The 25,700-nt window shown below is 44.7% G+C and carries 20 protein-coding genes; 14 read left to right on the plus strand and 6 right to left on the minus strand.

From position 1 onward, the window contains the following. Positions 1-313: 313 nt before the first annotated feature. The 6 genes from KIH87_RS15030 to phoB all read right to left on the minus strand — a co-directional run bounded on the left by KIH87_RS15030 (position 314) and on the right by phoB (position 10,130). Positions 314-2,959, minus strand: coding sequence for a TonB-dependent receptor domain-containing protein (locus KIH87_RS15030; protein WP_232358667.1), 2,646 nt, complete (start codon positions 2,957-2,959; stop codon positions 314-316). 149 nt (positions 2,960-3,108) lie between these two features. Further along, positions 3,109-5,853, minus strand: coding sequence for a hypothetical protein (locus KIH87_RS15035; RefSeq protein WP_232358668.1), 2,745 nt, complete (start codon positions 5,851-5,853; stop codon positions 3,109-3,111). Between the two features lie 292 nt (positions 5,854-6,145). Next, positions 6,146-6,949, minus strand: a complete 804-nt coding sequence (locus KIH87_RS15040) for a 2OG-Fe(II) oxygenase (protein ID WP_232358669.1) — start codon at positions 6,947-6,949, stop codon at positions 6,146-6,148. A 3-nt stretch (positions 6,950-6,952) separates the two neighbouring features. After that, complete coding sequence (locus tag KIH87_RS15045) at positions 6,953-7,885, minus strand: PstS family phosphate ABC transporter substrate-binding protein (protein ID WP_232358670.1); 933 nt, start codon at positions 7,883-7,885, stop codon at positions 6,953-6,955. After that, positions 7,878-9,191 carry a phosphate regulon sensor histidine kinase PhoR gene (gene phoR / locus KIH87_RS15050; RefSeq protein ID WP_232358671.1) on the minus strand — a complete coding sequence of 438 codons (1,314 nt, stop codon included), beginning with the start codon at positions 9,189-9,191 and terminating at the stop codon, positions 7,878-7,880. The genes KIH87_RS15045 and phoR overlap by 8 nt, the downstream gene beginning before the upstream one ends. A 249-nt stretch (positions 9,192-9,440) precedes the next feature. Continuing rightward, positions 9,441-10,130, minus strand: a complete 690-nt coding sequence (gene phoB / locus KIH87_RS15055; RefSeq protein WP_232358672.1) for a phosphate regulon transcriptional regulator PhoB — start codon at positions 10,128-10,130, stop codon at positions 9,441-9,443. A gap of 409 nt (positions 10,131-10,539) precedes the next feature. Here phoB and KIH87_RS15060 point away from each other — a divergent pair, with 409 nt between their 5' ends. The 14 genes from KIH87_RS15060 to KIH87_RS15125 all read left to right on the plus strand — a co-directional run bounded on the left by KIH87_RS15060 (position 10,540) and on the right by KIH87_RS15125 (position 25,698). After that, on the plus strand, positions 10,540-12,291 hold the full coding sequence (locus KIH87_RS15060; protein ID WP_232358673.1) for a sensor histidine kinase: 1,752 nt from the start codon (positions 10,540-10,542) through the stop codon (positions 12,289-12,291). Positions 12,292-12,446: 155 nt separating this feature from the next. Continuing rightward, positions 12,447-13,346, plus strand: a complete 900-nt coding sequence (rdgC, locus tag KIH87_RS15065) for a recombination-associated protein RdgC (RefSeq protein WP_232358674.1) — start codon at positions 12,447-12,449, stop codon at positions 13,344-13,346. 866 nt (positions 13,347-14,212) lie between these two features. Continuing rightward, entirely contained in the window at positions 14,213-14,773 is a 561-nt protein-coding gene (locus tag KIH87_RS15070) for a GNAT family N-acetyltransferase (RefSeq protein ID WP_232358675.1), read from the plus strand. A gap of 201 nt (positions 14,774-14,974) precedes the next feature. Then, positions 14,975-16,183, plus strand: a complete 1,209-nt coding sequence (locus KIH87_RS15075) for an ATP-grasp domain-containing protein (protein ID WP_232358676.1) — start codon at positions 14,975-14,977, stop codon at positions 16,181-16,183. Positions 16,184-16,192: 9 nt separating this feature from the next. Further along, a complete protein-coding gene (locus KIH87_RS15080; RefSeq protein ID WP_232358677.1) occupies positions 16,193-17,515 on the plus strand; it encodes an ATP-grasp domain-containing protein in 1,323 nt (440 codons plus the stop codon). Next, a complete protein-coding gene (locus KIH87_RS15085) occupies positions 17,502-18,560 on the plus strand; it encodes an NAD(P)/FAD-dependent oxidoreductase (RefSeq protein ID WP_232358678.1) in 1,059 nt (352 codons plus the stop codon). The genes KIH87_RS15080 and KIH87_RS15085 overlap by 14 nt, the downstream gene beginning before the upstream one ends. 1 nt (position 18,561) lies before the next feature. After that, on the plus strand, positions 18,562-19,464 hold the full coding sequence (locus KIH87_RS15090; protein ID WP_232358679.1) for a dihydrodipicolinate synthase family protein: 903 nt from the start codon (positions 18,562-18,564) through the stop codon (positions 19,462-19,464). Between the two features lie 25 nt (positions 19,465-19,489). Beyond that, positions 19,490-19,864, plus strand: a complete 375-nt coding sequence (locus KIH87_RS15095) for an L-rhamnose mutarotase (protein ID WP_232358680.1) — start codon at positions 19,490-19,492, stop codon at positions 19,862-19,864. Between the two features lie 50 nt (positions 19,865-19,914). Then, on the plus strand, positions 19,915-20,931 hold the full coding sequence (locus tag KIH87_RS15100) for a beta/alpha barrel domain-containing protein (protein ID WP_232358681.1): 1,017 nt from the start codon (positions 19,915-19,917) through the stop codon (positions 20,929-20,931). Then, positions 20,931-21,602 carry an HAD family hydrolase gene (locus KIH87_RS15105; protein WP_232358682.1) on the plus strand — a complete coding sequence of 224 codons (672 nt, stop codon included), beginning with the start codon at positions 20,931-20,933 and terminating at the stop codon, positions 21,600-21,602. The genes KIH87_RS15100 and KIH87_RS15105 overlap by 1 nt, the downstream gene beginning before the upstream one ends. A 23-nt stretch (positions 21,603-21,625) precedes the next feature. Continuing rightward, entirely contained in the window at positions 21,626-22,339 is a 714-nt protein-coding gene (locus KIH87_RS15110; RefSeq protein ID WP_232358683.1) for an SDR family oxidoreductase, read from the plus strand. Positions 22,340-22,368: 29 nt separating this feature from the next. Then, a complete protein-coding gene (locus KIH87_RS15115; protein WP_232358684.1) occupies positions 22,369-23,103 on the plus strand; it encodes an SDR family oxidoreductase in 735 nt (244 codons plus the stop codon). 9 nt (positions 23,104-23,112) lie between these two features. Further along, positions 23,113-24,336 carry a hypothetical protein gene (locus KIH87_RS15120; RefSeq protein ID WP_232358685.1) on the plus strand — a complete coding sequence of 408 codons (1,224 nt, stop codon included), beginning with the start codon at positions 23,113-23,115 and terminating at the stop codon, positions 24,334-24,336. Positions 24,337-24,423: 87 nt separating this feature from the next. Then, positions 24,424-25,698 (plus strand): ATP-grasp domain-containing protein, encoded by a 1,275-nt coding sequence (locus KIH87_RS15125; RefSeq protein WP_232358686.1) that lies wholly within the window; start codon positions 24,424-24,426, stop codon positions 25,696-25,698. Positions 25,699-25,700 lie beyond the last annotated feature (2 nt).

Consider the following 25,700-nt stretch of genomic DNA (forward strand, 5'->3'; position numbering starts at 1 on the left):
ACTTACTCCCGTGGCGGAATCTCATTTGGCTTAAAACGATCCCGGAAAGATTGTCATTAATGCCCGTATATCAGTTTGAAATATCTGACTCAAAAACAGGCAACCGTTTAATCATTTCACGTTAGAGCAGAGGCAGGAGATATACACGGATAAAGGCAGGTAGAAGTCGTTATAACTTGGGATTTATGACAAATGGTAGCAAAAGTGACGCATTCGTTTTTTCTTAAAACGGCTGTAACATTGTTTGTCATCCAAAACAACAAAAGCCGCCCCTTCAACTGGGCGGCTTTTGAACTCAAATAACAATTAAACTTTAGAATTCGCGCTTATACGACAAGCTAAAGCCAATACCTTTAGTTTCAGATCTGAACAGAACATCTTCAAATTGCATTTCCTTGGTTTCATCAAGAAGGTTTTGCACTTTGAATTTCACTGTGCTGTTGAAATCCGGGTAGTAGGTGTACACCAAATCCAATGAGTGGAATGGTTGCTCGTAGTTATCATCAAACCCGTCGATACCCGGAATAATAATACGCTCACCAAACACGTTATACACTAACGATGCTGAGTGGTTGCCATCATCCGAGTCGTAACCCAAGTTAAAGTTAACCACATATTTGGAATGACCTGTCAATCGGCGAGTCAAATTAGTCACAGCCGCAGAAACACGGGTTTGTTCAACAATGTTTTGACCATCCATAACCACTTCTGAATCACTTAAGGTCAAGTTTCCACTGAAGAACATATTGTCCCAAATACCGTCACCAATAAACTCCAATCCTTTCAGGAATTCCACTTCCATACCGTAAACCTTGCCAGTTTCAGCGTTGGCAATACGGATCAGAGGAGGGCCATCCTGTGCAGGTGATTGAACCGCTTCAATCGGTGAATCCATATCCTTGTAGAATGCAGCAACAGATAGGTTGTCGCCATTATCCATATACCATTCCCAACGAATATCGAAGTTATCCATTTTGGTGGTTCTTAAGCCCGGCGTACCCTGAATTGGATAATCCGTAAGAGGATCGATGTAGGTTGAAGGTGATACTTCACGAATATCAGGACGAACAACGGTTGCACCATAGCTGAAACGCAATTGCATTTCAGGGGTTAAGGTGTAAGTCACTGCCAATGAAGGATATAAATCATCTTCCTGGAATACCAGATCCTGCAAACCATAACCGTCTGGAACATCAAACTTGTTGGTCAACGGGTTGAACGGGGTAACCGCTTGACGGTAGTCTTCCCATCTCACACCACCGCTAAAACGCCATGTATTATTGAAGAACATGTCAGCTTCAAAATAATAAGCATCAATTTTCAGACCCGATGCATAATCATCACCGCCAATTGTTGTATTACGGATCAACAATTCATTGTTTGATAACTCTGCCGCATCCAGTGACGAATCACTTAAGATATCGGATAACAAAGAACCTTCCAGATCTGATGAATTAGCAAAACCACGACCGCTGATATCAAAACGACGGTTGGTGGCATAACGGGATTTAGTGACAAAATCACCACCCGCTTTAAATTCCATTTCCCAACGCCCCAAAGTCAGTGGGTAGTTCACATTCCAGCCATAGTTTTCTACGCGGTCATGCAAGTCCTGGAATTGATAACGAGCTGAAGTGGTACTGTTGCTCAGGCCACTTTCATTGACCAAATCAAACAATCCATCTTCGTTGTCGTCTTCAAGAATAAAACGTGCAGATAAACCACCTGGAGCGTTACGGCTTGAACGCCCCAAAGAATAGCGCCAGTCAACACCAAGGAAGCCAAGCTCAGGGAAGGTATGCATACCTTTGATTTGGTTAACAAACAGCTTACGCTCTTCATATAACACATCAAATTCACGGATACGCTGACCATCTTCAAGCAAGATGTTGTTACTTTGACCTTGCTTTTCTTTTAAACGGTCGCTGGTGTCATTCAATACGATGGAACTGAAATCAATGCGGTGATTACGTCTGTAATCAATACCGAAGTTCATCATGCCCGACCATTTAATGGAATGCTCAGTGGTTTGTACGTCATCGAAGAAACGTACAAAACGGACGTTGTCGCCATCACGAGAAGCTTGTTCACCCAAAAACTCTTCCGACACATCCCAGCTATTGTCATAGCCAACAGTCGCTAAAAAGCCTAAGCGAAAATCTTCGTTGTAATCGAAGTTATTACCCAAAGCGAAAGTAAATCCATAGTCAGGATCTACGCTATCCAGATAAGGGTCATAATCTCGATTTAAGTCTTTAACAAAATCACGCGCTTCATTGGCAGTGATATTTTTAAAGAAATTCAAGCTGTCCCATTCTTGCTGAATTGATGCTGGCGCTGCGCGCAAACCATCATCTTTACCAAGAAAGCTACTGCCGTCATTGTATTGATAAGCATCGTCGAAATTGTCGGAGTTACCGCCAATTTTCACACTGCCATTGAAAACAAAATCCGTCGGGATCGTCTTCAAACGAATATCCACGTTACCACCACCAAATGCCGCAGGCATGGAAGGGGAATAGGATTTTTGTACCGACAGGCTTTCAATAATGTCAGATGGAAACAAATCCAGAGGGATAACCGAGCGAGTCGGATCCGGGCTAGGAACAGAACTACCATTCAATTGTGTACTGGAATAACGTTCACCCAAACCACGTACATAAATGAATTTGCCATCAACCAGGGTCAAACCGGTTACACGACGTAAAGCAGAAGCTGCGTCGCTGTCACCGGTACGAGAAATTTGTTCAGCACCCAGGATATCCGCAACAAACGCTTGTTCTTTACGTTCCTGTAGCACTGCTGTTGCACTGCCTTTCAAACGTGTACCAACAGCTACCACTTCCTCGATTGTTTGTTCTTCCTCTTGCTCCTGAGCTAATGCAGGCTGCAAGCTCATCGCGGCAACGACTGCTAAAGTCACTTTTGCCAGAGGATATGCTTTAGAACGCATAGTCATTCGTTACCTCATTTGAAATCGTTAATTCGGGATGTTCGCATGTTACGGTGTTCGTCAACCGACATCCCACCAAAAATTTCACGCGCCTTTTACAGGAAGTGCGCTGCCTTGGCAACGCACTTCGTTATTCTTAAAAAGCGGTTTGAGGTTTACTCAAGACCAACAGTCCAGCCAGCAGTCCAGTCGTTTGACTCTTCTACTGCACCGATGAAGTCAACATTGTCGAAGAATGTGTCACCGGAGAAGTCCTTCGCAGTACCGTTGTAAATAGTGTAGATACCATTTACTACCTCTGCCTGGCTAGCCGCTACCGCGTTACCAGATTGAGTGTTCAGGAACCAGTTTTGCAAATCCACTGCACCAGCTGCATTCTTGAAGTTCTCGCCGTTTTCACAAGCGATAACCGAGTTAGTCATAGTGATAGTGCCATCACCCAGGTTCAATTGGCTTTCAGTTGAGTTTTCAACTTCGAAGCATTCACCCATACCAGCAGGACCAGTGATAACGAAGTTAGCCAACTGAGCACCCGTACCTTCGCGCAAGTAAACACCCTCAGAATCATCTTCACCATCGAAGTTGTTACCGATGATAGTCATGTTCGCAATTGAAGGGTTAGATTGAGGCTGCTTGTCTGGTGTAGAACCATCGTTGTCAGCTTCGATTGCACGGTTAGCATCTGAATCGTCAGCAGCGTGCTTAACCAATACGTATTGCATCTTACCTTGATAACCGTTATCCCAGTCTACGCTGTCGTCCTGGTTACCAGTTAATACAACATATTTCAGGTTAACTGTACCACCGAAGAATTCGATACCATCGTCAGCGTTTTGGTGAACCTGAATGTACTCAACCGTTGTACCAGAACCGATACCACCGAAGGTAATACCGTTCAATTCGTTGTCAGGGGCGATTTCATAGCCCGCGTGCTTAACAACAACATAGCGAAGCGTACCAGAGTTATCTTCTGTATTCGTACCACCGAATACCGCACCTTCTTCTACACCTTCAACTTGAAGTGCACAGTCAGAACCGTCTTGAGGACACTTGTTAGAAGGAGCGTTACCAAGAAGAACCATACCACCCCATTGACCAGCACCAGTAGTTTCACCTAACAAATCCTGGCTGGAAGTGAAAGTGATTGGTTTGGAAGCAGTACCTTCTGCCATGATTTTAGAACCACGGCTAACCACCAGGTAATCGTTACCAGAACGACCGAATACTTTAACGCCCGCTTCGATAGTCAAGGTAGCGCTGTCTGCGTTGTCACCACCCACGAATACAGGGCCAGACAATGCGTACAAGTTACCCGCAGTCAAGGTCAAATCAGAAGTAATACGGCCAGAGATTTGGCAAGTTGTGGTACCAGCAACTGGAGAAATCGCAGTAGTACCAGTAGGGCAACCCGCTACAGGAGCAGAAGCAGTGATTTCACCACCACCGAAGCCAAATGCCCAACCTTGACGCCAATCGTTAGTGCCTACAGCACCGATGAAGTCAGTTGCATCGAAGAAACCGTCAACAGCAGAAGCGTCTGTACCAGCACCCAACAGAGGAGAACCAGCCATAGGGGCACCCGTGTTAGACAACATAACAGATTCAGAAACGCTGTTACCTGTTTGAGTGTTCAGGAACCAGTTTTCCAAATCCACTGCGCCAGCAGCACTCTTGAAGTTTTCGCCGTTAGTACAAGCCATTACAGAACTGGTAATAGTGATAGTACCATCGCTCAGGTTAGCCTGGCTTTCGTCAGAGTTTTCAACTTCCAGACATTCACCCATTTCAGAAGGGCCAGTTACAACCATGTTGTAAATTTGAGCACCCGTACCTTCACGAAGATAAACACCTTCAGAGTCATCTTCACCGTCGAAGTTGTTACCAATGATGGTCAAGTTAGAAATCATTGGGTTAGATTGTGGATCTTTATCAGGAGTAGAACCATCGTTGTCAGCTTCGATACCACGGTTTGCATCGCCAGAGTTTTTGTCATGCTCGATGTAAACGTACTGCATCTTACCGCGGTAGCCGTTATCCCAGTCTACGCTGTCGTCCTGGTTACCAGTTAATACCAAGTGCTTAAGTTCAACGTTACCACCGAAGAACTCAACACCGTCGTCAGCATTTGAGTGAACTTGCAAGTAATCAACTTCAGTACCTGAACCAACACCACCGAAGGTTACACCGTTCAATTCGTTGTCAGGTGCGATTTCATAACCCGCGAACTTAACAACAACGTATTTTAAAGAACCTGAATCGTCAGCTTCGTTAGTACCACCAAAGACCGCACCTTCTTCTACACCTTCAACTTGAAGTGCGCAGTCAGAACCGTCTTGAGGACATTTGTTAGAAGGAGCATTACCAAGAATAACCATACCGCCCCACTGACCAGCGCCAGTGGTTTCACCCACAACGTCTTGCAAAGAAGTCATGATGATAGGCGCGCTTGCCGTACCCGCTGCTTCAATTTTTGAATCACGGCTAACAACCAGATAGTCATTACCGCTTTGGCCGAAGATAACAGTACCTTCTTCAATTGTCAGAGTAGCGCTGTCAGCTTTGTCGTTACCCACAAATACAGGACCAGAAAGCGCATAGAAAGCATCATTAGTCAGAGTTATATCTGAAGTGATGCGACCGGATAAAGTTTGAACAACAACAGACTCACCCAATGCAGCAGAAACCGCCTGACTCAAACCTGCATTGAATTCACCAGGAAGAGGAGTAGTTGGTGTAGTTGGAGTCGTAGGGGTAGTTGAACCACCATTATTCGTTGTGTTGTTGCTATTGTTAACACTGTTATCAACATTGCCTTCATTGATGTTGATGTCGCCGCCACAGCCCACGAGTGTGATAGCTGCTGCCAGTGCAGAAACTTTAAACAAGTCTTTAAGTTCCATTGTTGTGCTCCGAAGTTGGAAATTCGCGTAATAAATAAAACTGGCGCAAGACTAGCGGACAACTGTGACATATTTGTTACAGCCATTTCCTGTCACAAATGTTTAATAATGCTTTCCATCTTGAGGGTAAATTTATTATCAGAAACAAGAGGTTATGAATGAGAGAATCAGAACCGAAAAAGATATTAGTTATCGTAAAAACAAACCGGCTCAATGCTCAAAATAAGAAAAATTGCGCTTTTAAACTAATGACTTAGCAATATTTAATAAATACTCAACAACAGCGGAACAGCTACTGATTAATAGTGCGAAACCACTTGGTGATCACAAACTTTTCGCCAGCAGTTACAGGGTGAGCCTGATGTAGTGTATCGGGATTGGGCACACCATTTGGCAACAGATTGTTCCATACCAGCCCATAACCGCGGGTCGGCTGAAACTTCCGTGACACATTAAGAAACTCTGTTGCTCCACCTTTACAGTCATCATTTAAGTAAATCATCACTGTCCAGGTGCGCTGACCTCTTCGCGACGCATGCTGACGATATTCGTCTGAGCCCGGCTCAAAATAATCGGTATGCTGTTTGAACTCTTGGCCTTGCTGATAACGTTGTGCCTGAATAACTTCATTCTCACCCACACCAAGCTGCAAGGTTTGCACGATTTTGCTTTCCACTTGCGATACAACAGGATCACTAAGGAATGACAAGTTACAGGTGGTGGAAGTGCGAAAACCCTCGTAACCCGACTTGGCACTAATTTTTGAAGGCTGGAAATTAGCCTGAGCAATCCGAATAATATCTTCACATTCTGATGCAGTTAACAAATCAGGCAAACCATACAATTGAATTTGAGGTGTGGAGAAATCCTCTACCTGAATATGGTCGTCAGTTAAAAAACGAGGGCGGGACAGCGTTTGATAAAACGCTTCATCAAAGGGAGTCTTTACATTATCAGGCAGGTTCTTGCCTAATAATGCTTTACATTCTTCAAACTGAAATCCGTTTTCCATCAGGGTATTGAGCAATTTAATGGCGGGCTGCCCCGCCAATAGCTGCTGCAAAATCCAGTTTTTCCAATTTCCCGGCAGGGACATGGCTCAATCCTTTATCAAATAAAGTTGTCTACGAATATCCTTATCCAATACCGAAACATACCCGGCTTTGCTCACCAAAGCCTGTCCGGTTTGAGACATCACAAAATACAAAAACTCACGAGTCATGAAAGGCAAGGCTTCATCTGGAGCTTTATTCACGATCAGATACAGAGTACGAGACAGAGGGTAATCTCCTGACGCAATGTTTTCTGCATTGGCAGGAATATAAACACCACTTTCACCCGCAATTGACAATACTTTCACTCCTGAATAGGCATAACCAAAAGCGGCATAGCCCAAACCGCCTGGCGCATAGGCAACCGACTGGATAATGGAAGCCGAACTGGGCATTTCATTCACTCGTACTTTGAAATCGCCCTTACACAACGCTTTTTGTTTGAACAAACCATATGTACCCGATACCGAGTTACGCCCATACAGCTTTATTGGCAGTGATTTTCCTGTGCTATTTCCCGTGACCTGCATCCAGTTATCAATGCTGCGAGAACCTCCGCAGTAACGGGTCACAGAGAAAATCGCATCCACATCTTCCAGGCTTAAGCCCGATACAGGATTATCCAAAGGCACAAATAGCACAATGGCGTCCAGTGCAGCTTTTAATACAGTCGGTGCATAGCCATATTTACGACGAAAATATTCGATTTCACTGGCTTTAAGCTGACGACTCATTGAACCAATGCTTGCAACCCCTTCGGTTAGTGCAGTTGGAGCCGTAGCAGACCCAATCGCTTGCATCTGCACATTCACATGAGGATAGATTTGTTTGAAATGCTGAGACCAGAGTGCCACAAGATTTGCCATGGTGTCAGAACCGACAATGGTAATCGTTCCGGCAACGCCGGGCTGTTTTTCATATTCATAAGCAGCGCTACCAGCACTGAGAAACAATAGACAAGTAAAGATCAGGCTACGCATGAAGAGCTCTTTTTGCTGTCATATCTTTGGTAAATCCAAATGAAAATTCACTGCCTTCTCCCACTCTACTGGCAATTTCCAGCTTGGAATTATGATGCGACAGAACGTGCTTCACAATAGATAATCCCAGACCCGAACCTCCAGTCTTACGGGAACGCGCTTTATCAACACGATAAAAGCGCTCGGTTAATCGGCTCAAATGCTCAGGCGCAATACCATCACCATTATCTTTCACAGAAAAACGCGCACCAGCCACATTCGCTTTCCAGTAAACCTTGATATCACCGCCGCTGGGTGTGTAATGAATAGCATTAAAGATAAGATTGGAAAACGCACTGCGCAGTTCGGTTTCAACACCATAAACCAACAGGTTGCTATCAATCTCAAAGGATATTTGATGCCCCTTAGCCTTGTTCAACGTTGCCGCTTCGGTCTCAATAGTGCGCAATATCGCAGGCACATCAACCAACTTTTCATAGACACGTTCAGAACTCGCTTCAATACGAGACAAGGTTAACAACTCTTCCACCAGATTTTGCATTCTGGTGGCTTGTGACGCCATTTCCCCATGCGCTTTTTTCAAAAATTCAGGCGGGATCTCTTTTCCCATGGAGAACATTTCCAGATACCCGGTCAATACGGTTAATGGCGTGCGTAATTCATGAGAAACATTAGCCACGAAGTCTTTGCGCATTTGCTCCAGTTGCGACAATTGAGTCACATCACGCGCAATCAATAAATAGTGCTGCTCGCCATATGGCATGATCCGGTACTCAAGAATTTTGTCCATGTTAATCGGTGAAGGTACTTCGATAGGATAATCAAAACGACCGGCATTAAAAAAACTGACAAATTCCGGATGGCGGATCAAGTTGTCGAGTCTGCGCCCGCTATCTTCAGGCCAACGCAAACCTAATTCCAACCGAGCCAAACGGTTACACCAGAAAATATGCCCTTCGGCATCCACAACAACAACAGCATCGGGCAACGCTTCCGAACCTTCTTTGAAGCGGCGAATAAGCACCCCAAGCTGTTTACGTTTGTTTCGCGCTCTGCGCTGAGAATAGTAAATGCCGTCGTAGATATTACCCAGTATTCCACGCGCAGTAGGGGGAGTGATCTTCTTGCTATACCAGAGCCACTGATTAAGTTTAAACAAATTCCAGTAATGAATAACGACCAGAGAGGTCATGAAACCTGCCCATGCCAATAATGCGTGATCGAAATACGCACCAACCAGCATAACGAGCAGAAATACCAAAGACAGCTTTACCAGACTTTTAAACCAGGAAAATGGGTAGTACACAGGCTAATTCAAACCCCTTTGGCGCTTCCTGACGATTGGCAGCAAGAGTAAGACAACATCAGGTGAGAACAACAGTTTATTAATCCCGGAACTCACCGTCTCACCATCTCACTTTTCTTGGCGACTGTGTGGCATGTAATAGCTATCACAACAATCCTTTCAGTCTCTAATTAAGCCAATTCATTTGGTCAGGGCTTTGTAAGAGCTTAGTTAAGTGCTTGGTAAAAATAACAGGCAAGTTCCAAACCACTACATTTTAGCCGAAAAACGATAGCCAGCGCCACGAACTGTTTGGATCATATTTTCATGACCATTACCGGAAATCGCTTTACGTAAACGACGAATGTGAACATCCACGGTACGGTCTTCAACGTAAACATTGGTTCCCCAAACGTGATCCAGCAACTGTTCACGGCTATACACACGGTCGATATGAGTCATGAAAAAGTGCAGTAACTTAAACTCCGTTGGCCCCAACTTTAAGTCTTTATCATTGGAAGACACTCGATGAGAAACCGGATCCAGAATCAAGCCATTGACATTGATCACATCATCAGCCGATGTCGGTGACGCTCTGCGCATCACAGCTTTAATACGCGCAACCAGTTCTTTCGGAGAAAAAGGCTTGGTAACGTAATCATCTGCACCAGCATCAAGGCCACGAACCTTATCTTCCTCTTCACCACGAGCGGTCAGCATAATAATGGGAATATCCCTTGTATGCTCATGCTGCTTTAACTTTTTGGCAAGCTGAATACCTGAGCCACCCGGCAACATCCAATCCAGTAATACCAAATCAGGATAGGGTTCTTTTACCTTCTGTAACCCAACATCAAAGTCCTCTGCTTCAATCACGTCATAGTCGGATTGTTCCAGCACGAACTTCACCATGTCTCTAATAGGCGCTTCATCTTCAACAACAAGAATACGTTTAGACATTCGAAAACCCAGTTATCCAAAAATCGGACGAAATTATTTGTCTATTTTGTGACAATTTCATGAAATCAGTAAAAGATTCGCGTTCTTTGCCCGTTTTCATGCCATGCTTTTAGCAATGCAAGGGAGTATAGCTTGGATTATCAGGATGTTACAGAAATCGCCCAGAGCATTTGAATTAGCAAGCGTCGAGTCCTCTTAGCCAGGAATTAAAAGCTTGGGACATGTTTCTCTTTGTTCACAAATTTACACCATAGACAATTTCCAACATAAAAAATGAACAAAGATAAACACGCCCTCATTCAAAATAATGATTAATCACTGTATGCTATGTTCTGTCTATGCAAACAGCGAACAAAAATATAAAAACAAGGCGTTAGGCTAAAGAACAACAAGTATAAGGTAGGAATTCATGACCAAAGTCAAAACCGGGTTGTCCAGAAAGCTGCTTACCCGCGTTTTGTCAGTGTATTTTGTGCTGACTCTCGTTGTCACCGCTGGGCAAATACTGACCGAATATCTCAACGCCAAAAATCACATTATCGGCGAACTGCAAACGCTGAAAAACACCTTTAGCACCAGCCTTACCCGTGCCATCTGGGAGTTGAATACTCCACAAGCTCAATCCATTGCCGACGGCCTCATAGAATTACCGATCGTAGAAGGGGTTCAAATTCGAGACGAAAACGGCAGTTATATCGCGAATCTGGGCAAAACCTCAGTATTGGAAATCGCCCCCGTCTCCAGCGGCATCATGCACGAGCATAAAGGCGGCACATTCGGCTATACCTTCCCGCTTATTTTTGAATTTTCAGGCCGTACCTCAAATGTCGGCGACGTTACCCTGTATTCCAGCTTTGCCATTATTTTTGAGCGCATTCAGGTTGGCGTCTATTTTCTGGTGGGTAATGCCATTCTCAAAACCGCATTTTTAGTATTTCTGTTCCTGAATGCCTTCCGCACCATGCTCACCGACCCTCTTGGTGAAATGACCCGACAAATGAACGAGTTTGATTTGGAACGTCTGGAAGAATCGCGTTTGGTGGTCAAAATTAAAGATCAAAACGAGTTAATGGTATTGCGAGATGCTTACAACAAGCTGGTTGATGATTTGATTGATTTCCAGAGCAAGCTGGGAGGCGCTCAAATGGAACTGCGCGACGCCAACCGCAAACTCGACGAACAAAACCTGATGTTGGAACAAGAGGTCGCGCGCAAAACAGCAACGCTCAGCCGCATTATGCTGGATTTGGAACAACAGCGTGACGAGCTTATTGAAAAGCAATCGGCCTTAAAGAAGGAAAACGAAAACCGACGTCGTATAGAACAGAGATTACTGGATAAAAACAAAGAACTGGCAGATTCAATGGAAAGCCTGAGAATGGCTCAGGATCAACTGGTTGAGTCAGAACGAATGGCGTCACTAGGCGGACTGGTTGCCGGTATCGCTCACGACGTGAATACGCCGATTGGGGTAAGTGTTACCGCAGCGAGCTTTCTGGAAGAAAAACTTAAGCGATTACGCCTGGACTTCGATGAGAAAAAACTCACGCAGAAAGGCATGGGGACATTTCTGGATGACGCACATCAAACCACCTCACTACTGCTCAACAACCTGAATCGAGCGTCTGATCTCATTGCCAGTTTTAAACAGGTATCGGTAGACCAGACCAGTGAAGCGGTGCGCGACGTTAACATTAAGGACTACTTGCGAGAAATCATTCAGTCTCTGGCTCCAAAACTGAAGAAAACAGAGCATACAATCAATGTTGAATGCCGAGAAAATATGATTGTATATTGTGCTCCCGGCGCCATTGCACAGATCATTACCAACATGATCATGAACTCCCTTATTCACGGTTTTGAACATATTAATGCCGGAAAAATCAACATTATCATCCGTGATGACGACACTCAGATTTACATTGACTATAAGGACAATGGTCGTGGTCTTAGTCCGGAAATGCTGGATAAACATTTTGATGCCTTCGTTACCACTAAGCGCGACAAAGGGGGAAGCGGCCTCGGTACTCACATTATGTACAACCTGGTTACCCAAACACTTGGCGGTAAAATCAGTGTAGAAAGTGAACCAGGAAGCGGCCTACAATACAAAATTCAGTTTCCGCATCACCGTGTCAGCACCGAAACTGAAGCAACTTGATTTAACATCTTCTATAAAAACCAAAAGGCTGGCGAGGTCTTCTATATCCTGATAACCTCGCCCCCTTATTTTAAATAGGTTAACCGTAGCCCAACCATGCAATGCTTCGACATTAAGCATTGATCGGTCAATATATTCGTTAGGAAAGCAATTTAATGTGGTTTAAAAATCTCAAGTTATATCGACTAACTGAGCAATTGAAGATTGATGAAGAAGCTCTACAGGACTTGTTAACAGAAAATGCATTTCGTCCTTGTGGTTCTCAAGAACTGGCAAGCATGGGCTGGACAAACCCTCTCGGTCAGGGAGAAAGCCTGTTTCATGCCGCCAATGGCAATTATTGGTTTACGCTGAAAAAGCAAGAACGCATTCTACCTGCTGCCGTTATTAACGCAGAACTGGATGAGAAAGTCGCTCAAATAGAATCTGACACAGGCAACCCGGTTGGCAAGAAAGCCAAACAGGATCTGAAACAGGAAATCACACACAAATTGCTACCCCAAGCGTTCACCAAAAACAGTGTGATCCACGGCTTTGTCGCACCTAAACACAACTTTGTGTTAATTGATGCAGCAGCCGATGGCAAATCCGAAACCTTCCTTGCCATGCTGCGTAAAACACTGGGGTCACTTCCGGTTGTTCCACTTGCCAGAACCACAATCGCACAAGAACTGACAGACTGGTTAGCATCCGACAGTTGGCCAAGAGACATTGAACTACTGGAAGAAGCCGAATTTAAAGATCCAACAGAAAGCGGCTCCATCGTTAGAGTTAAAAATCAGGATCTTTTCGCCGATGAAATCCGAGCGCATATCGAAGCAGGCAAACAATTGCATAAAGTTGCTCTTAGCTGGAAAGAAACCCTTACAGCAATTCTACAGGAAGACCTCACGGTAAAACGCATCAAATTCTCTGACGTTATGCGTGAAGAAAATGATGATATTCCGAAGGACGAAATGGCAGCCAGAGCCGATGCTGACTTTGCATTAATGGCAGGCGAGCTGATTAAACTGGCTGAATGGCTGGTTAAAGAATTCGACCTAAAAGAAGAATAAAACCTTCACCTTGAATATCATTACTAATCATCTCCAGTGATTGATGATAGATTGGATTATTTGATATTTTTGAAATAATTATGGGCGGAATAGAAACCGCCCGCAATCCACATAAAAGCCACTGCGCAAATCAAAAAGCTCCTCATAATTTCACATAAACGGTTATCGATCTTCATTTATACGACAAAATCATTTCCCTATATTTGAAATTAAATCAGATATTCTTAAGCAAATACTGAACATGAATATATTAGAGCGTGTATATGGTCTCCTCCATCATCGCAAGATAAACAGATGCAATCCCTCACCCAACACTAAAAAGTATTACAAGTTCCTCTAAAACACCGACTTCTTATACCAGGCAATCATCACGCCTTCAAAAGAACAGACCGTTTAATGCATTATGATGTCAAAATTATGCCTTGAATATTAAATTTTTATTGAATTTTTATTCATATGGTAAATTTTTAATAAAATCATAAAATCTCGAATTAACACATAAACAAAAAGTAATACAAACAAGCACCTAACTTAAACGTATTACTAATACATTTAACATGCAATTCAAAATAAATAGAACAAAAAAAACACGAAAATACGCACCATATAGAACGAAACAAAAATTAAAAACACGAACTCACATTCATCTTTAAAAGACATAATCCATTAAAAACTTTAACGATTAAGCCTTTATGGGTATTTTATTTTTTAGATGAAGATTTAGATAAATCCAATAGAAAAAATTCCATAAAAAGACTATAAAAAAAGATAAAATATTCATTATTTACAATTACTTATAAAGTTTAAAACAAGATTCCAAATTCACTTAAAAACTCACAAAAATGGTGCAAAATGTTTTTAAATTAATGAAACTTGATCATTTGCGATTAATATTGGTAGAATATTTTCACTCGTTATTAATCAACTTTTTTGTAGCTCATTTTACGATGAAATATAAAGCCGATGATACAATCACAATAATCAAAGCAAACATTTCACATCTTAACGATGTGGCTCCTCTGTTTGCGCTTTATCGTGAATTCTATAACGGCTTACCTGAGCTAGAGGCGTCTAGAGAATTCATTAAACAGCGCCTAGCCAATAATGATTCGACCATTTTTATCGCTTACATTGATATTAATGGTGAAAAAACTGCTTGCGGGTTTGTACAGCTTTACCCTTCTTTTTCCTCAGTATCAGCAAAGCGCAGCATTATATTAAATGATCTATATGTAGACGAAGCTTATCGACAAAAAGGCGTGGCCAGAAGATTAATGGAGACGGCAAGAGAGTATGCGCAAAGTCAACAAGCGAATGGATTATCCTTAAGTACAGCTCACGACAATGTTAACGCTCAAGCGCTTTATGAAAGCTTGGGCTATGAGCAAGATAAGCAATATCTACACTATTTCCTGTCAATTAAATAGTGTTCTGTTAGGCAAATTCTAATGTTGTTGTAGTATTGGAATTATTCTTGCCTTTTCAAGGCATTAATAAAGCACCACTAATAACAATTCAAATTGTTTCAAGCTTAACATCTCGTTGCAAACTGCAATATTTGGCTTGAACTTATTTCCAATTTGAAGTGGTAGTATTTTAACCATTATTAAGAGTTAAGAATCAATATTATGAATATATTGTGTATTGGTCGCTGTTTCCCGGCGAGTGGTTTCTTTAAAGAGCGCGACCATCGTTTAAGCCTTATTGCGACAAAAGCAGACTTTGTTCAGGCCGAGTATGAATTCGACTACGACAAAGTGTTTATTAGCAAAGAGATCAACAATGACAGCGTTGTTGAGATTGTTGCTGCCTGGAATTCAGAACAAGCCATTGATGCTGTTTGCTGTTACAACGACAAATACTTTGATTTGGTCATTCAACTGGTTGAACGCTTTAATATCCGTTCTATTTTATCCAAAGACGCCGTAGCCAATACCGACAATAAATCCCGCACCAGAGATATTCTGGTACAAAACGGCATACCATCAGCCCAATACGCCATTGTTAACGACGAGCAGGCAGCTCACGATTTTCTGGATAATGTCAGTCAATTAGCCATTCTCAAGCCATTAGCAGCCTCGGCAAGTATTGGCGTATCTCGAGTGGCTTCCCATGATGACGTCTCTCAGGCAATAGTCGCTCTGGAACAACAAGGGCAAGGATTCCCCGCCCTAATGGAAAGCTTTCTGGAAGGCGATGAATTCAGCGTTGAATCTTTCTCCGAAAATGGAGAGCACCGTATTCTAGCCATTACCAAGAAATATAAATACGACAATACCTTTATTGAGCAAGGGCATGCCATGCATGCCGAGTTAGACACCGAGACAGAAACCCAAGTGATTGATTATATCGTCAAGGTGCTTTCTGCTTTGGGTATCGAAAACGGGCCAGCTCACAGCGAAATTATCTTAACCTCCGAAGGCCCGGTTCTGGTTGAATCCCATACCCGCGTCGGCGGTGATCTCATTCATGAGATAATAGAACTGGCAACAGGTGTCGACGTACTCACCTGCTCTGCTCGCCAAATTCTGGGCGAATCAGTGCTTAAAGAGATCCCGGAGCATCTACCCAAAAAGCAATCCGCAGCAGTCTGGTTTGCCTTTCCTAATGTCACCGCTGAAACAACAGTCGAGGCATATAAAGGCAATACCAAAGCGGAAGAGCTGGATGGCATTCACACTTTGAGGTTAATGAAGCCGGCAGGAAGCAAGGTTGTTCCTGCACGCAACAGTTTCGATCGTCTGGCCGTTGCAGTAGCCACAGGTGACAGCCTCCAAGCTGCATTAACCAAAGCGCAGGCAGCGATGTCGCAACTGCAACCACAGTATACGAAGTAGGGGAAAAGGATGACTGACTCTCAATCACACTTGCAACCTCAATCTCATACTGAAATGCCACCAGTAATCGTCGTTGTAGACCCATTTTCCAGCGGCAGTCTGATTGCGCCTGAAGCCGCTAAGCGAGGGTATCGAGCAATCTGTGTCACCACCTTTGAAGAAGTGCCCACTTATTTGAAAGCGGTATTTAGTCTGGATGGCTTCGACGCACATTATTGTCTTGAAGAGCCCGTTGCTCAACTCGCCTTCGATACCGTCATCAATGAACTCAAGAAACATAACATTGTCGCGGTGATTACAGGCAGTGAAACTGGTGTTCCGATGACAGACAAACTTCGTCATGCGCTTGAACTTCCGGGTAATGACCCTGCCACATCACAAAATCGTCGTAGCAAATTCAAAATGCACGAAGCTTTACGCCATAACAACTTGCGCCATATTTCCCAGTTGCTCACCAGCAATAAAGAAGAAATGATGCAATGGGCTGAAGGGCTTAACTACCGTGTTGTACTCAAGCCCGTTGATTCTGGTGGTACTGATGGTGTCCACGTATGCCAAACCAAAGAGCAAGTTGAGCAGGCTTACGACGACATCATCTCCATGCATAACATGTTCGACCTTCCTATCTCTGAAGTGCTTGGGCAACAGTTTATCGGTGGCATCGAATACGTGGTGGATACTGTGTCGATGCAAGGCCATCATGTCGTCACCAACATTTGCCAATATGAAAAATGGGAAATGAATGGTTCCATGCTCTATCGTACCGTGGGTTTTATTGAGCCTAATAATCCCGACTATCAAGTGCTGGTCAACTACACCAAACAAGCACTCGATGCTTTGGGTGTGTATCAGGGGGCTGCGCACTCTGAAGTCAAAATTGATGAAGATGGTCCCGTATTGATTGAGTCTGGTGCTCGTTTACAAGGCTCCAATATTCCCAGTTTTGTTGCCCAGTTTGCCGATTTTAGCCAACTTGATTTATTGGTTGATGCCTATCTGGATCCAGCCGAATTTGAACGCAAGGCAGAACGCGGAAACAGCTACCACAAGTGCGCCAAGATCTTTGGTTTCGTCAATACCAAACCAGTCAAAATCAAGAAAGTGAATTCTTCCCTGATCATCAACTTGCCTTCGCATTATTCCTCTGTGGTTCGCTTTAAAGCTGGCGATACCTTGCCCCCCACCACCAGCATGCTCGACAGCCCGGGCTGGGCGCTGTTGTTGCATCCAGAAGAAAGCGTTGTCGATGACGACATGCGCAAGCTGGAAGCCATGGAACGGGATCACACCATGTACATTCTGGAAAGAGAGAGCGAGCATGAAGCAGTTTGATGTCATCATCATCGGCGGCGGAGTATTAGGCGCCAGCACGTTTTACCATCTGGTAGAAGCTGGCATATCTTGCTGTCTGATAGAAAAAAACACTATCGGCAGTGGCATTACCTCCTATTCAGGGGGCATTGCCAGAGTATTCCACCTCGATGAAAAACAACGACAACAAGCTGCTTATAGCCTGGATTATTTCCAGCACTTTGAGCAACGTACAGGTGAGCCTCTCGCTTTTGTTGAACAAGGTTTCCTGTACTTCCCTGCGCCTGAAAATATCAACGCAAGCCAGCAAGCGGTCGGCGATCATGGCTATGGTTTTACCTCAAGCTGGCTAACACCCGAACAGGTCATAGAACAGTTTCCCTTTATTGCCAAAGAAGAGCTTAAGGGCGCGGTTTGGGAGCCCAAAGCAGGCTATCTTGATCCCATTGCCACCACTCAGGCATGGGTAAACGCAGGGCTTCGACTGGGTGGAACCGTACTTCCCGGATGTCGAGTGATGGAACCGTTATACGAAGGCTCCGAACTCGCTGGAGTGAAAACCAACTTAGGCGATATTCGTGGGCAGCGCATTGTTATTGCAGCAGGCGCAGCTTCAGCAAATCTACTGAAAATGCTCGCCATCGACCTGCCCATATACAACAAAACCATTCAGGTAGATTTGTATCAGGCTCGCGAAGTGAACGCAAAAATGCCTTGCTTTATTGATGCCGAATTTAATCTCAATGGACGCGGCGGCGAACACTACATTTTGCAAGGCATGACTTGCCCCGATGGCTCAGAGCATGAAGAAGCGCTACCCAGCCATCAAGCCATATCACAAAACACAGCGAAAAAACGCTTCAATTGGTCAAACACCAGTGAAGTGACTGGCTGCTATTGCAGTTTAGACACATTCAGCGATCGCGAAAGCGGCTACGCCGATTATGTGGATGAACAGAAACAGGTTCTGCTGCTATCAGGTTTCAATGGTACAGCATTCAAGTTTGCCCCGTATCTGGGGCAACACATTCAACAATTAATATTAGGCGATTCTGGAGATCGATAGCATGAAGGAAATTAAAGGCACACTGCCTTGTATTCTTACGCCATACGACACCAAGTTAAATGTCGATGCTGAAGACTATCAACGTCAGGTTGATCACATCTACAACTCAGGTTGTCAGGGCGTAGTCGTAGGTCAGGTTTCTGAAGTAATGCGACTCACACAGGTAGAACGTTACGAAGTAGCGAAACTGCTTGTTGAATGCAACAAAGACCGTGGTATTACCGTAATGAGTACCGGTGGTGAGTCTACTCGCGCCGCTATTGATTACAGTGTTCAAGCCCAGGACGCCGGTATTGATGCGTTGCTGCTTATGCATCCGTCAACAACGGCACTAAGCGAAGATCAGATGTTCCAATACTTCCGCGACGTTATCAAAGAAGTGGAAATTCCAGTCATCATTCACCACGCCAAGAGCTATGCCAAAAGCCCGCTGTCGATTACGACGCAAGTTCGCATTCTGGATGAATTCGGTGAAGACAGAATTTACTTCAAGCCAGAATCATCACCGACACCGCCCAAGTTAAGCCTGTTACGTGACCAAAGTAACAACCGCGCCAAAATCTTCGAAGGCGACGGCGGCATGATGTTAATCGACTGCTATAAACGTGGTTTGAAAGGCACGATTCCAGCAGCTGAAACCGCTCGCGTCGTCAATGAACTTTGGTTGGCATTGGAAGCAGGTGATTTGGAAAGATCACGCAAAATTGCATACCCATTGTCGTACTTCATGTGCCAGATGATGAACAGCGTAGATTGCTACGAGTTCCTGGCGAAGCACTTACTAAAACGCGCAGGACTGATGAAAAACGCTCTGGTTCGTGGCCCACACGATTACATTCCAGATCAGGAAACCTTGCGCGAAGTTGAGATCACTTACGATCACATTCTTTCACTACTTGATTAATAACTAACACATATAGGAATAAGCAATGAAAAGTTGGGGATTAACCGTCAATATCCGTCACGATGCAGCCGTTGAACAATACATCGAAATGCACAAAGGCGTATGGCCAGAAATCATCGGCCCAGGTGGTGCGTTAGAAGGCTTGGGCATCAAAACCATGCAAATCTTCTATTGCAAACCTTACACCCTGTTCATGTACATGGAGACGGATGACGACTTCACTCCTGCCAATGAATTTAAACGCGCCAACATTGAGTTCGACCCTCGCGTAAAAGAGTGGGACGACATAATGCACGGTCAACTTTTACAACGTACTCCTGGTAACGATGGCCCAACTGAATGGTTCCCATTGACCAAAGTATTCCAGTACGACGAAAGAGAAAACACAGTGGCGTATTAATACGCCACTTTCCACCCGATCCCGATACTGATGCAAGAAGGAAGTTTACGGTGAAAACAAAACTATCTGTTCTGGATTGTACGCTACGCGACGGCGGTTATTACAACGAGTGGCAGTTCAGCGACGAATTCGTTGCTAACTACCTGCAAGTAATGGCCTCGACCGACGTTACAATTCTTGAAGTTGGCTATCGTCATCCGGGCGAAATGAACGCCGAAGCTTACGAGCAATATATCAGCAGCCTTGCTGGTGATAGCAACCTGGACGCAATCACTTTGGCAGTAATGGTTGATGCTAAAAAATTTGTAGGTAAAGACAAAGACCCTAAAGCCATGGTCGATGCATTATTTCTACCTACGGAACAATCCAGAATATCAATGGTGCGAGTCGCCATTCACTACAAACAACTGGACAGCATTAAGGATCTGGTGGATGTTTTTGCCGCATTAGGTTATCGCGTTGTCGTTAACCTGATGCAAATTGATATGGCCTCCCAAGAAGAGCTGACCAGTCAGGTCAATGCCATTAATCAAATGAACAATGTTGAAGTGCTTTACATTGCCGATTCTCTGGGTTCCATGAATCCCGAGCGAGTCGCCAATCTATTCCACTTCTTTAAAGAAGCTTGCAGTATTCCGTTAGGTTTCCATGCCCACGACAACAAAGGGCTGGCGCTATTGAATACCCAAGCCGCCATTTCCGAAGGCGCAGAATTTATTGATGCCACCTTAATGGGAATGGGACGAGGCGCAGGCAACGCCCGAACAGAACAGGCACTTCCCATGCTGTTCGCAGAACCCAAAGGGTCAAAAGAATTACAACGTTTTCTGGTTGATTACCTCACTCCCCTGCACCGTCAATACCTATGGGGAGACGATGTTATGTACCATTTTGCCGCAGACAACGCGATGCATCCCATGTACGTACAAGAGGTTAAACAACGGGTTAACACCGATATGAGCCTGGCAATGGACATATTGGAATCATTGGCAGAGCAAGAATGCCATCAGTTCAACCAAAACCTGGTTGATGAAGCCATCAACCAACATAGCACGGCTGCACAATAATGTTAGTTCAAGACTTTATGGAGCAAGTGAAATACGTGCTATTTGACATGGATGGCACCTTGCTGGACACCAATCAGATGAAGCTGGAAGCCATGACACAAGCGCTTTCAGATTTGGAACGCGGTGATGAATTTCTGCATCACTTTAAACGTAATTTTGGTTGGACTCGAGAAAAGCATTTTGGCTATTTAAGAGAGTCCTATCTGGAGAATGATGCCGCTTTAACACAAGAGTACCGGAATCGTTATGAGCAAAATCTGGCAGACAATCGCCTGAATATCGAATTTTGCACCGGAGCCAAAGAATTAATTGAATCGCTGGCAAACCGCGATATTGGCATGAGCGTTGTGACAGGATCTGACCAAAATGACGCTCGAGAGATACTCATTGCGAAAGGAGTTTCACAGCATTTCGATGAAACCCTCGGTTCGCCCAATATCAAGGCCGAAAGCGTCGCCAGCATCATCAAAAAATACGGTTACAAAAGCGAGGATTGCGTGTTGATCGGTGATAGCATGAACGACCTCGAAGCGGCTGAGATCAATGACATGCCCTTCCTCTACGCAGCGAAATATACCCTGGCAGACCAGGACAAAATTCGCGCCAGAGTTAAACAGGGCGGTCATTGGGAAGTTCACAGTCTCTTGGAACTCGAAGCTGTAAACGTATAACCCATTAACAAGAGGTAGGAAAGTTGAGTGATTTGAATTTTATCGTCATCACCGGCGTCACCAAAGGCCTTGGTAAAGCACTGGCTGAGCAGTTTTTACAGCACGGTGTCAAGGTGGTTGGCTGTGCCAGAAATGCCGCTGATAGCGATTTTCAACATGAAAACCTAACCATCGACAGTGTTGATGTCACCAATGCCCAGGCAATGAACCAATGGGCCAAGAAAGTAATGACTGAGCATGGCTTGCCCGACGTAGTGCTGCAAAGCGCAGGCACAGTCAATGCACCAGCCAATATTGAAGACATTAACCCGGAATTAGTCGCACAAGTCATGAACGTTAACTTCATGGGTGTGGTCTACGGCATGCAAGCCTTTTTGCCCGCCATGAAAGAAGCCGCCGTAAAAGAAATCAATAAAGGTTTCATTATTAACATCAGTTCAGGCTGGGGACGCGCCGGCAAAGAAGGCTTAGCGCCTTATTGTGCATCGAAGTTCGCGGTTGAAGGTCTGGTAGATTCAGTGGCAAGAGAGCTAAATGGCGCAGTAAAAGTCTACGCACTGGATCCAGGTGACGGCATCCAAACCGACATGCTCAATGTGTGCTTGCCCAGCTATTACCCCGATGCTCCCAAGTCAGAGGATTGGGCAGCATGCGCATACGACTATATACAAAAGATGTGGCAGAACCCACCAAGCGAATGCAGCTTGACCGTCGATTTATCTAATCTGCCCAAATAAATAACGTGACAAATAACGAGGAAAAATACATGTCATTTGAACAGAAAAAAGTGTTCATCAGCGGTGCTTACCGTGACTTTGGTAGAACTTTGGCAACTCATTTCGCCGACAAAGGTGCGGAGTTGTTCCTGACAGTACGTGGCGAGCAAGCTCAACGCGAAACGCTGGATTTCTTCCAGTCACGTTGTAAACAGCCAGTACACGTTTATAACTGTGACCTGACCGATCCCAAAGCCGTTGCTGCCACGATGGCAGACATCGCAAAAGAAACCGACACCATGGACATCATCGTCAACAACGCCGCCATGTGGTTAGAAGGCAGCATGAACGACGCCTCTGACGAAGACGTGGTTAACACCGTTAACTCTGGTGTCACAGGCAGCTTATTGGTGGTTAAGAACCTGGAAAAACTGTTGTTGAATTCCAAAACACCAGACATCGTCAACATGGTGTCTGTCTGTGGTATTTCACACTTTAAAGGTTCTTGTGCTCACGAAGCCTTTTACGCCATGAAACACGGCCAATCCGGTATGTCGCAAATGCTCACCGAACGCCTAAAAAGCAAAGGCGTGCGCGTGATTTCTCTGTACCCGCCTGACTTCCACAACATCGCTAAAGATCCAGAGCTGTGGAATGCACCGGAAAAAGCAGAATTTGGCACATACCTGACATCGCGTGAACTGGTCGATACCATTGATTTCGCATTGACTCGTCCACGTAGTTGCATGATGAACCAAATCTTCTTTGAAGATACCAGACACTAAGAGCGCATCATGACAGTCCTTTGCATCGATCCTGTTAAGTCACTGCTCGAGTTCGCTGAAATCGCGGCTCGTTGTGGTCATTCCGTGTTAGTGAGTGACACACAAAGTGGATACACAATGCCCGTTGCTGCAAACCAGTATTCAACCATTAATCTGGTGAATTTGGGTGATGACGAATTACAACACGTCATTCATGAACACAATGTGCAGTACGCCTTTTCCGATACCACGGAAGGCTTTCATCTGGCAGAACGAATTAACAGGATGATCGAAGGACTGACGCCATCTTCCGACGCGCACAAACCTTTATTTGCAGGGCTCAGCGACAAAGCACTGTTAGCCGAGCATCTGCAAAAAAACGCACCTGAATTAGCCTTCCGCGACTTTCAGGTCGTGAATTCAGAGCAGGAACTGAACCAGCTAGTGGCGAATTTGCCAGACAACGAAATGCTGGTAGTTCGTCCTAATCGTTCTTCCGACGACGGTTCCGCCTGTTTTGTTGAACGCGGCGATAGTGTTCCAGCCAGAATTCTGGATTACCTGAATACAGCGGAACAGCATAGCTGCATCGTACACAGGCTCATTCCCGGCGACGCCTACTTTATCAACGGCTTTAAGACCCGCGATGGGCATATTCAGTACGACACCTGGCGCTGTATTTATCGCATTGCCAAACCCTTTGGTTATTTGCATTCGGTACTGGAAACCCGGTTTGAAGATCAAAAACATGCGGCAGTTAAAGCCCACATAGAGAAGCTTCTCAATGCCATTGGCCTGGAATCAGGCCCATTTCATTTAGAAGTTATTTTGGGTGATAACAGTTTTAAGGTGATCAAAGCCGCAACACGATTAGCCGGCGCGCCATTTATTTATTTCTATGAAAAACGAGGTGGTATCAGCCAGTTGGCATCCTGCTTACAGGCAGTATCCGACAGCGCAGCGGAAGAACAACAAAAAGCCGCACAAGAAACCATTAAATACAGTACCGATTTTTCATTTTATCCGCCTCAAAATGGCACGTTAAACCAACTGCGCTTTCAACAAGATCTGGAATCACTGGCGTCGTTTGACGGCTATCTGGATTTTCCCGAGGCAGGACAAAAACTGGAAGCTAAAGGAGGAGAAGTGTCTCCTCTGACGATTTCACTGTCGAACTTCGACATTAATTGCTTAGAAAAAGACATAGAACAATGCATTGAGTTTCAGTCACAAGGGGTTTTTGAACTGGCTTAAACAAAGCCACAAAGCGGTATCCCCGCTAATGAGACAACACGCAGAGACCAAGACGAACAGTAACCAAATTGCAGGAATTAGAACGGAATGAAACAACAAGCCATTATTATCCTTGAACCGCTTAACCATATGTTCAAGGTACTGCAGACAGCTCATGAAAGAGGCTACGTAGCAATTTCCATGAACAGCCTTGGCGCAAGTGCGACACCGCCTTATGAAGCCGCTCAAGCCTGTATTGATGCAGAGTATAAAGTACCATCATGGACAGACAAAGACGCGGTTCTAGAAGTATTCGAACACGTCAAAAACGACTATGACGTGGTAGGGACTTATGCTGGCTCAGAGATCACCTTGCCGTTAGATGCCATATTCCGCGAGCAACTTGGTTTACCCAATTCGGGCGTTGAAACGGTTGTCAGAAACCTCGACAAACTGAAAGTCAGAACCTTATTGCAAGAACACGGCTTAACCAACTTGCGCACGCTTTCCATGTCGGAAATACAAAACCTGACCGAATGGCCATTCCCCGGCAGTACTGCTTTCTTCAAGCCGAATTCAGGTGCAGGCAGCGCTAACGTATGGCATTGCCGAAACATGGAAGACATCAAAAAATGCATTGAGAAATGGAGCCATAAAGACGAAATCCCCTACTCTATTTTGCTCGACCTGATTGACTCGACCGGCCAATACTTTTTGGAAGAAGCCGCCATCGGAAAACTATTCTCCGTTGAATCATTAGTCGTAAATGGTGAAGTCAACGTGATGGGCTTTACCGACCGCGCGGTCTCCGCAAGAGATGCTGCTATCGAAATGGGTTTGTTCTTCCCTTACAAAAACCCGTTCGAGCAACAAATTAAAGACAAGATCACCAAAATCCATCAAGCAATGGGTATCAAGCACGGGCCTACTCACGCGGAAATCATCGTCGATGAGAAAGGCAATATTGAACTGGTTGAAATGAACCTGCGATTCGCTGGTTACGACATGCTGGCAGTGGTAAGTCATTCACTGCAACAAGACGTATCCGAATTACTCATCGATCTGGCTTTAGGCAAACAACCTAAACTGGAGCTGCCAGAAGAAGATCGCAAAGCAGCCGCCATTTCAATGGTCATGCCGCCACTGGATTTAGAAGTTTTTGAATCCATTAGCTTCCCGGACAGTGTGCATTTTTCCAAATTAATGAAGCCGCTGAACCACAAGGTGACATCTCACGACAGCCAATTGGATTACATCGGCTCCTGCGTTTTCACAGCAGAAAGCTATGAAGAGCTATTGCAGAAGAACGAACAAATTAGAAAACAGATTATCGTCAACGGTAAGAGCATAGAGCACTGCCAGAACAACGAAATACATATATAAGT

Origin of the sequence: Paraneptunicella aestuarii (assembly GCF_019900845.1) — a bacterium.
Lineage (GTDB): Bacteria > Pseudomonadota > Gammaproteobacteria > Enterobacterales > Alteromonadaceae > Paraneptunicella > Paraneptunicella aestuarii.

Coding starts and splice junctions, on each gene's coding strand:
- KIH87_RS15070 (WP_232358675.1), top strand. CDS start 14,213: ATGAAACTTGATCATTTGCGATTAATATTGGTAGAATATTTTCACTCG.
- KIH87_RS15115 (WP_232358684.1), top strand. CDS start 22,369: ATGTCATTTGAACAGAAAAAAGTGTTCATCAGCGGTGCTTACCGTGAC.
- KIH87_RS15075 (WP_232358676.1), top strand. CDS start 14,975: ATGAATATATTGTGTATTGGTCGCTGTTTCCCGGCGAGTGGTTTCTTT.
- KIH87_RS15105 (WP_232358682.1), top strand. CDS start 20,931: ATGTTAGTTCAAGACTTTATGGAGCAAGTGAAATACGTGCTATTTGAC.
- KIH87_RS15125 (WP_232358686.1), top strand. CDS start 24,424: ATGAAACAACAAGCCATTATTATCCTTGAACCGCTTAACCATATGTTC.
- rdgC (WP_232358674.1), top strand. CDS start 12,447: ATGTGGTTTAAAAATCTCAAGTTATATCGACTAACTGAGCAATTGAAG.
- KIH87_RS15095 (WP_232358680.1), top strand. CDS start 19,490: ATGAAAAGTTGGGGATTAACCGTCAATATCCGTCACGATGCAGCCGTT.
- KIH87_RS15120 (WP_232358685.1), top strand. CDS start 23,113: ATGACAGTCCTTTGCATCGATCCTGTTAAGTCACTGCTCGAGTTCGCT.
- KIH87_RS15080 (WP_232358677.1), top strand. CDS start 16,193: ATGACTGACTCTCAATCACACTTGCAACCTCAATCTCATACTGAAATG.
- KIH87_RS15090 (WP_232358679.1), top strand. CDS start 18,562: ATGAAGGAAATTAAAGGCACACTGCCTTGTATTCTTACGCCATACGAC.
- KIH87_RS15045 (WP_232358670.1), bottom strand. CDS start 7,885: ATGCGTAGCCTGATCTTTACTTGTCTATTGTTTCTCAGTGCTGGTAGC.
- KIH87_RS15035 (WP_232358668.1), bottom strand. CDS start 5,853: ATGGAACTTAAAGACTTGTTTAAAGTTTCTGCACTGGCAGCAGCTATC.
- phoB (WP_232358672.1), bottom strand. CDS start 10,130: ATGTCTAAACGTATTCTTGTTGTTGAAGATGAAGCGCCTATTAGAGAC.
- KIH87_RS15085 (WP_232358678.1), top strand. CDS start 17,502: ATGAAGCAGTTTGATGTCATCATCATCGGCGGCGGAGTATTAGGCGCC.
- KIH87_RS15040 (WP_232358669.1), bottom strand. CDS start 6,949: ATGTCCCTGCCGGGAAATTGGAAAAACTGGATTTTGCAGCAGCTATTG.
- KIH87_RS15030 (WP_232358667.1), bottom strand. CDS start 2,959: ATGACTATGCGTTCTAAAGCATATCCTCTGGCAAAAGTGACTTTAGCA.
- KIH87_RS15060 (WP_232358673.1), top strand. CDS start 10,540: ATGACCAAAGTCAAAACCGGGTTGTCCAGAAAGCTGCTTACCCGCGTT.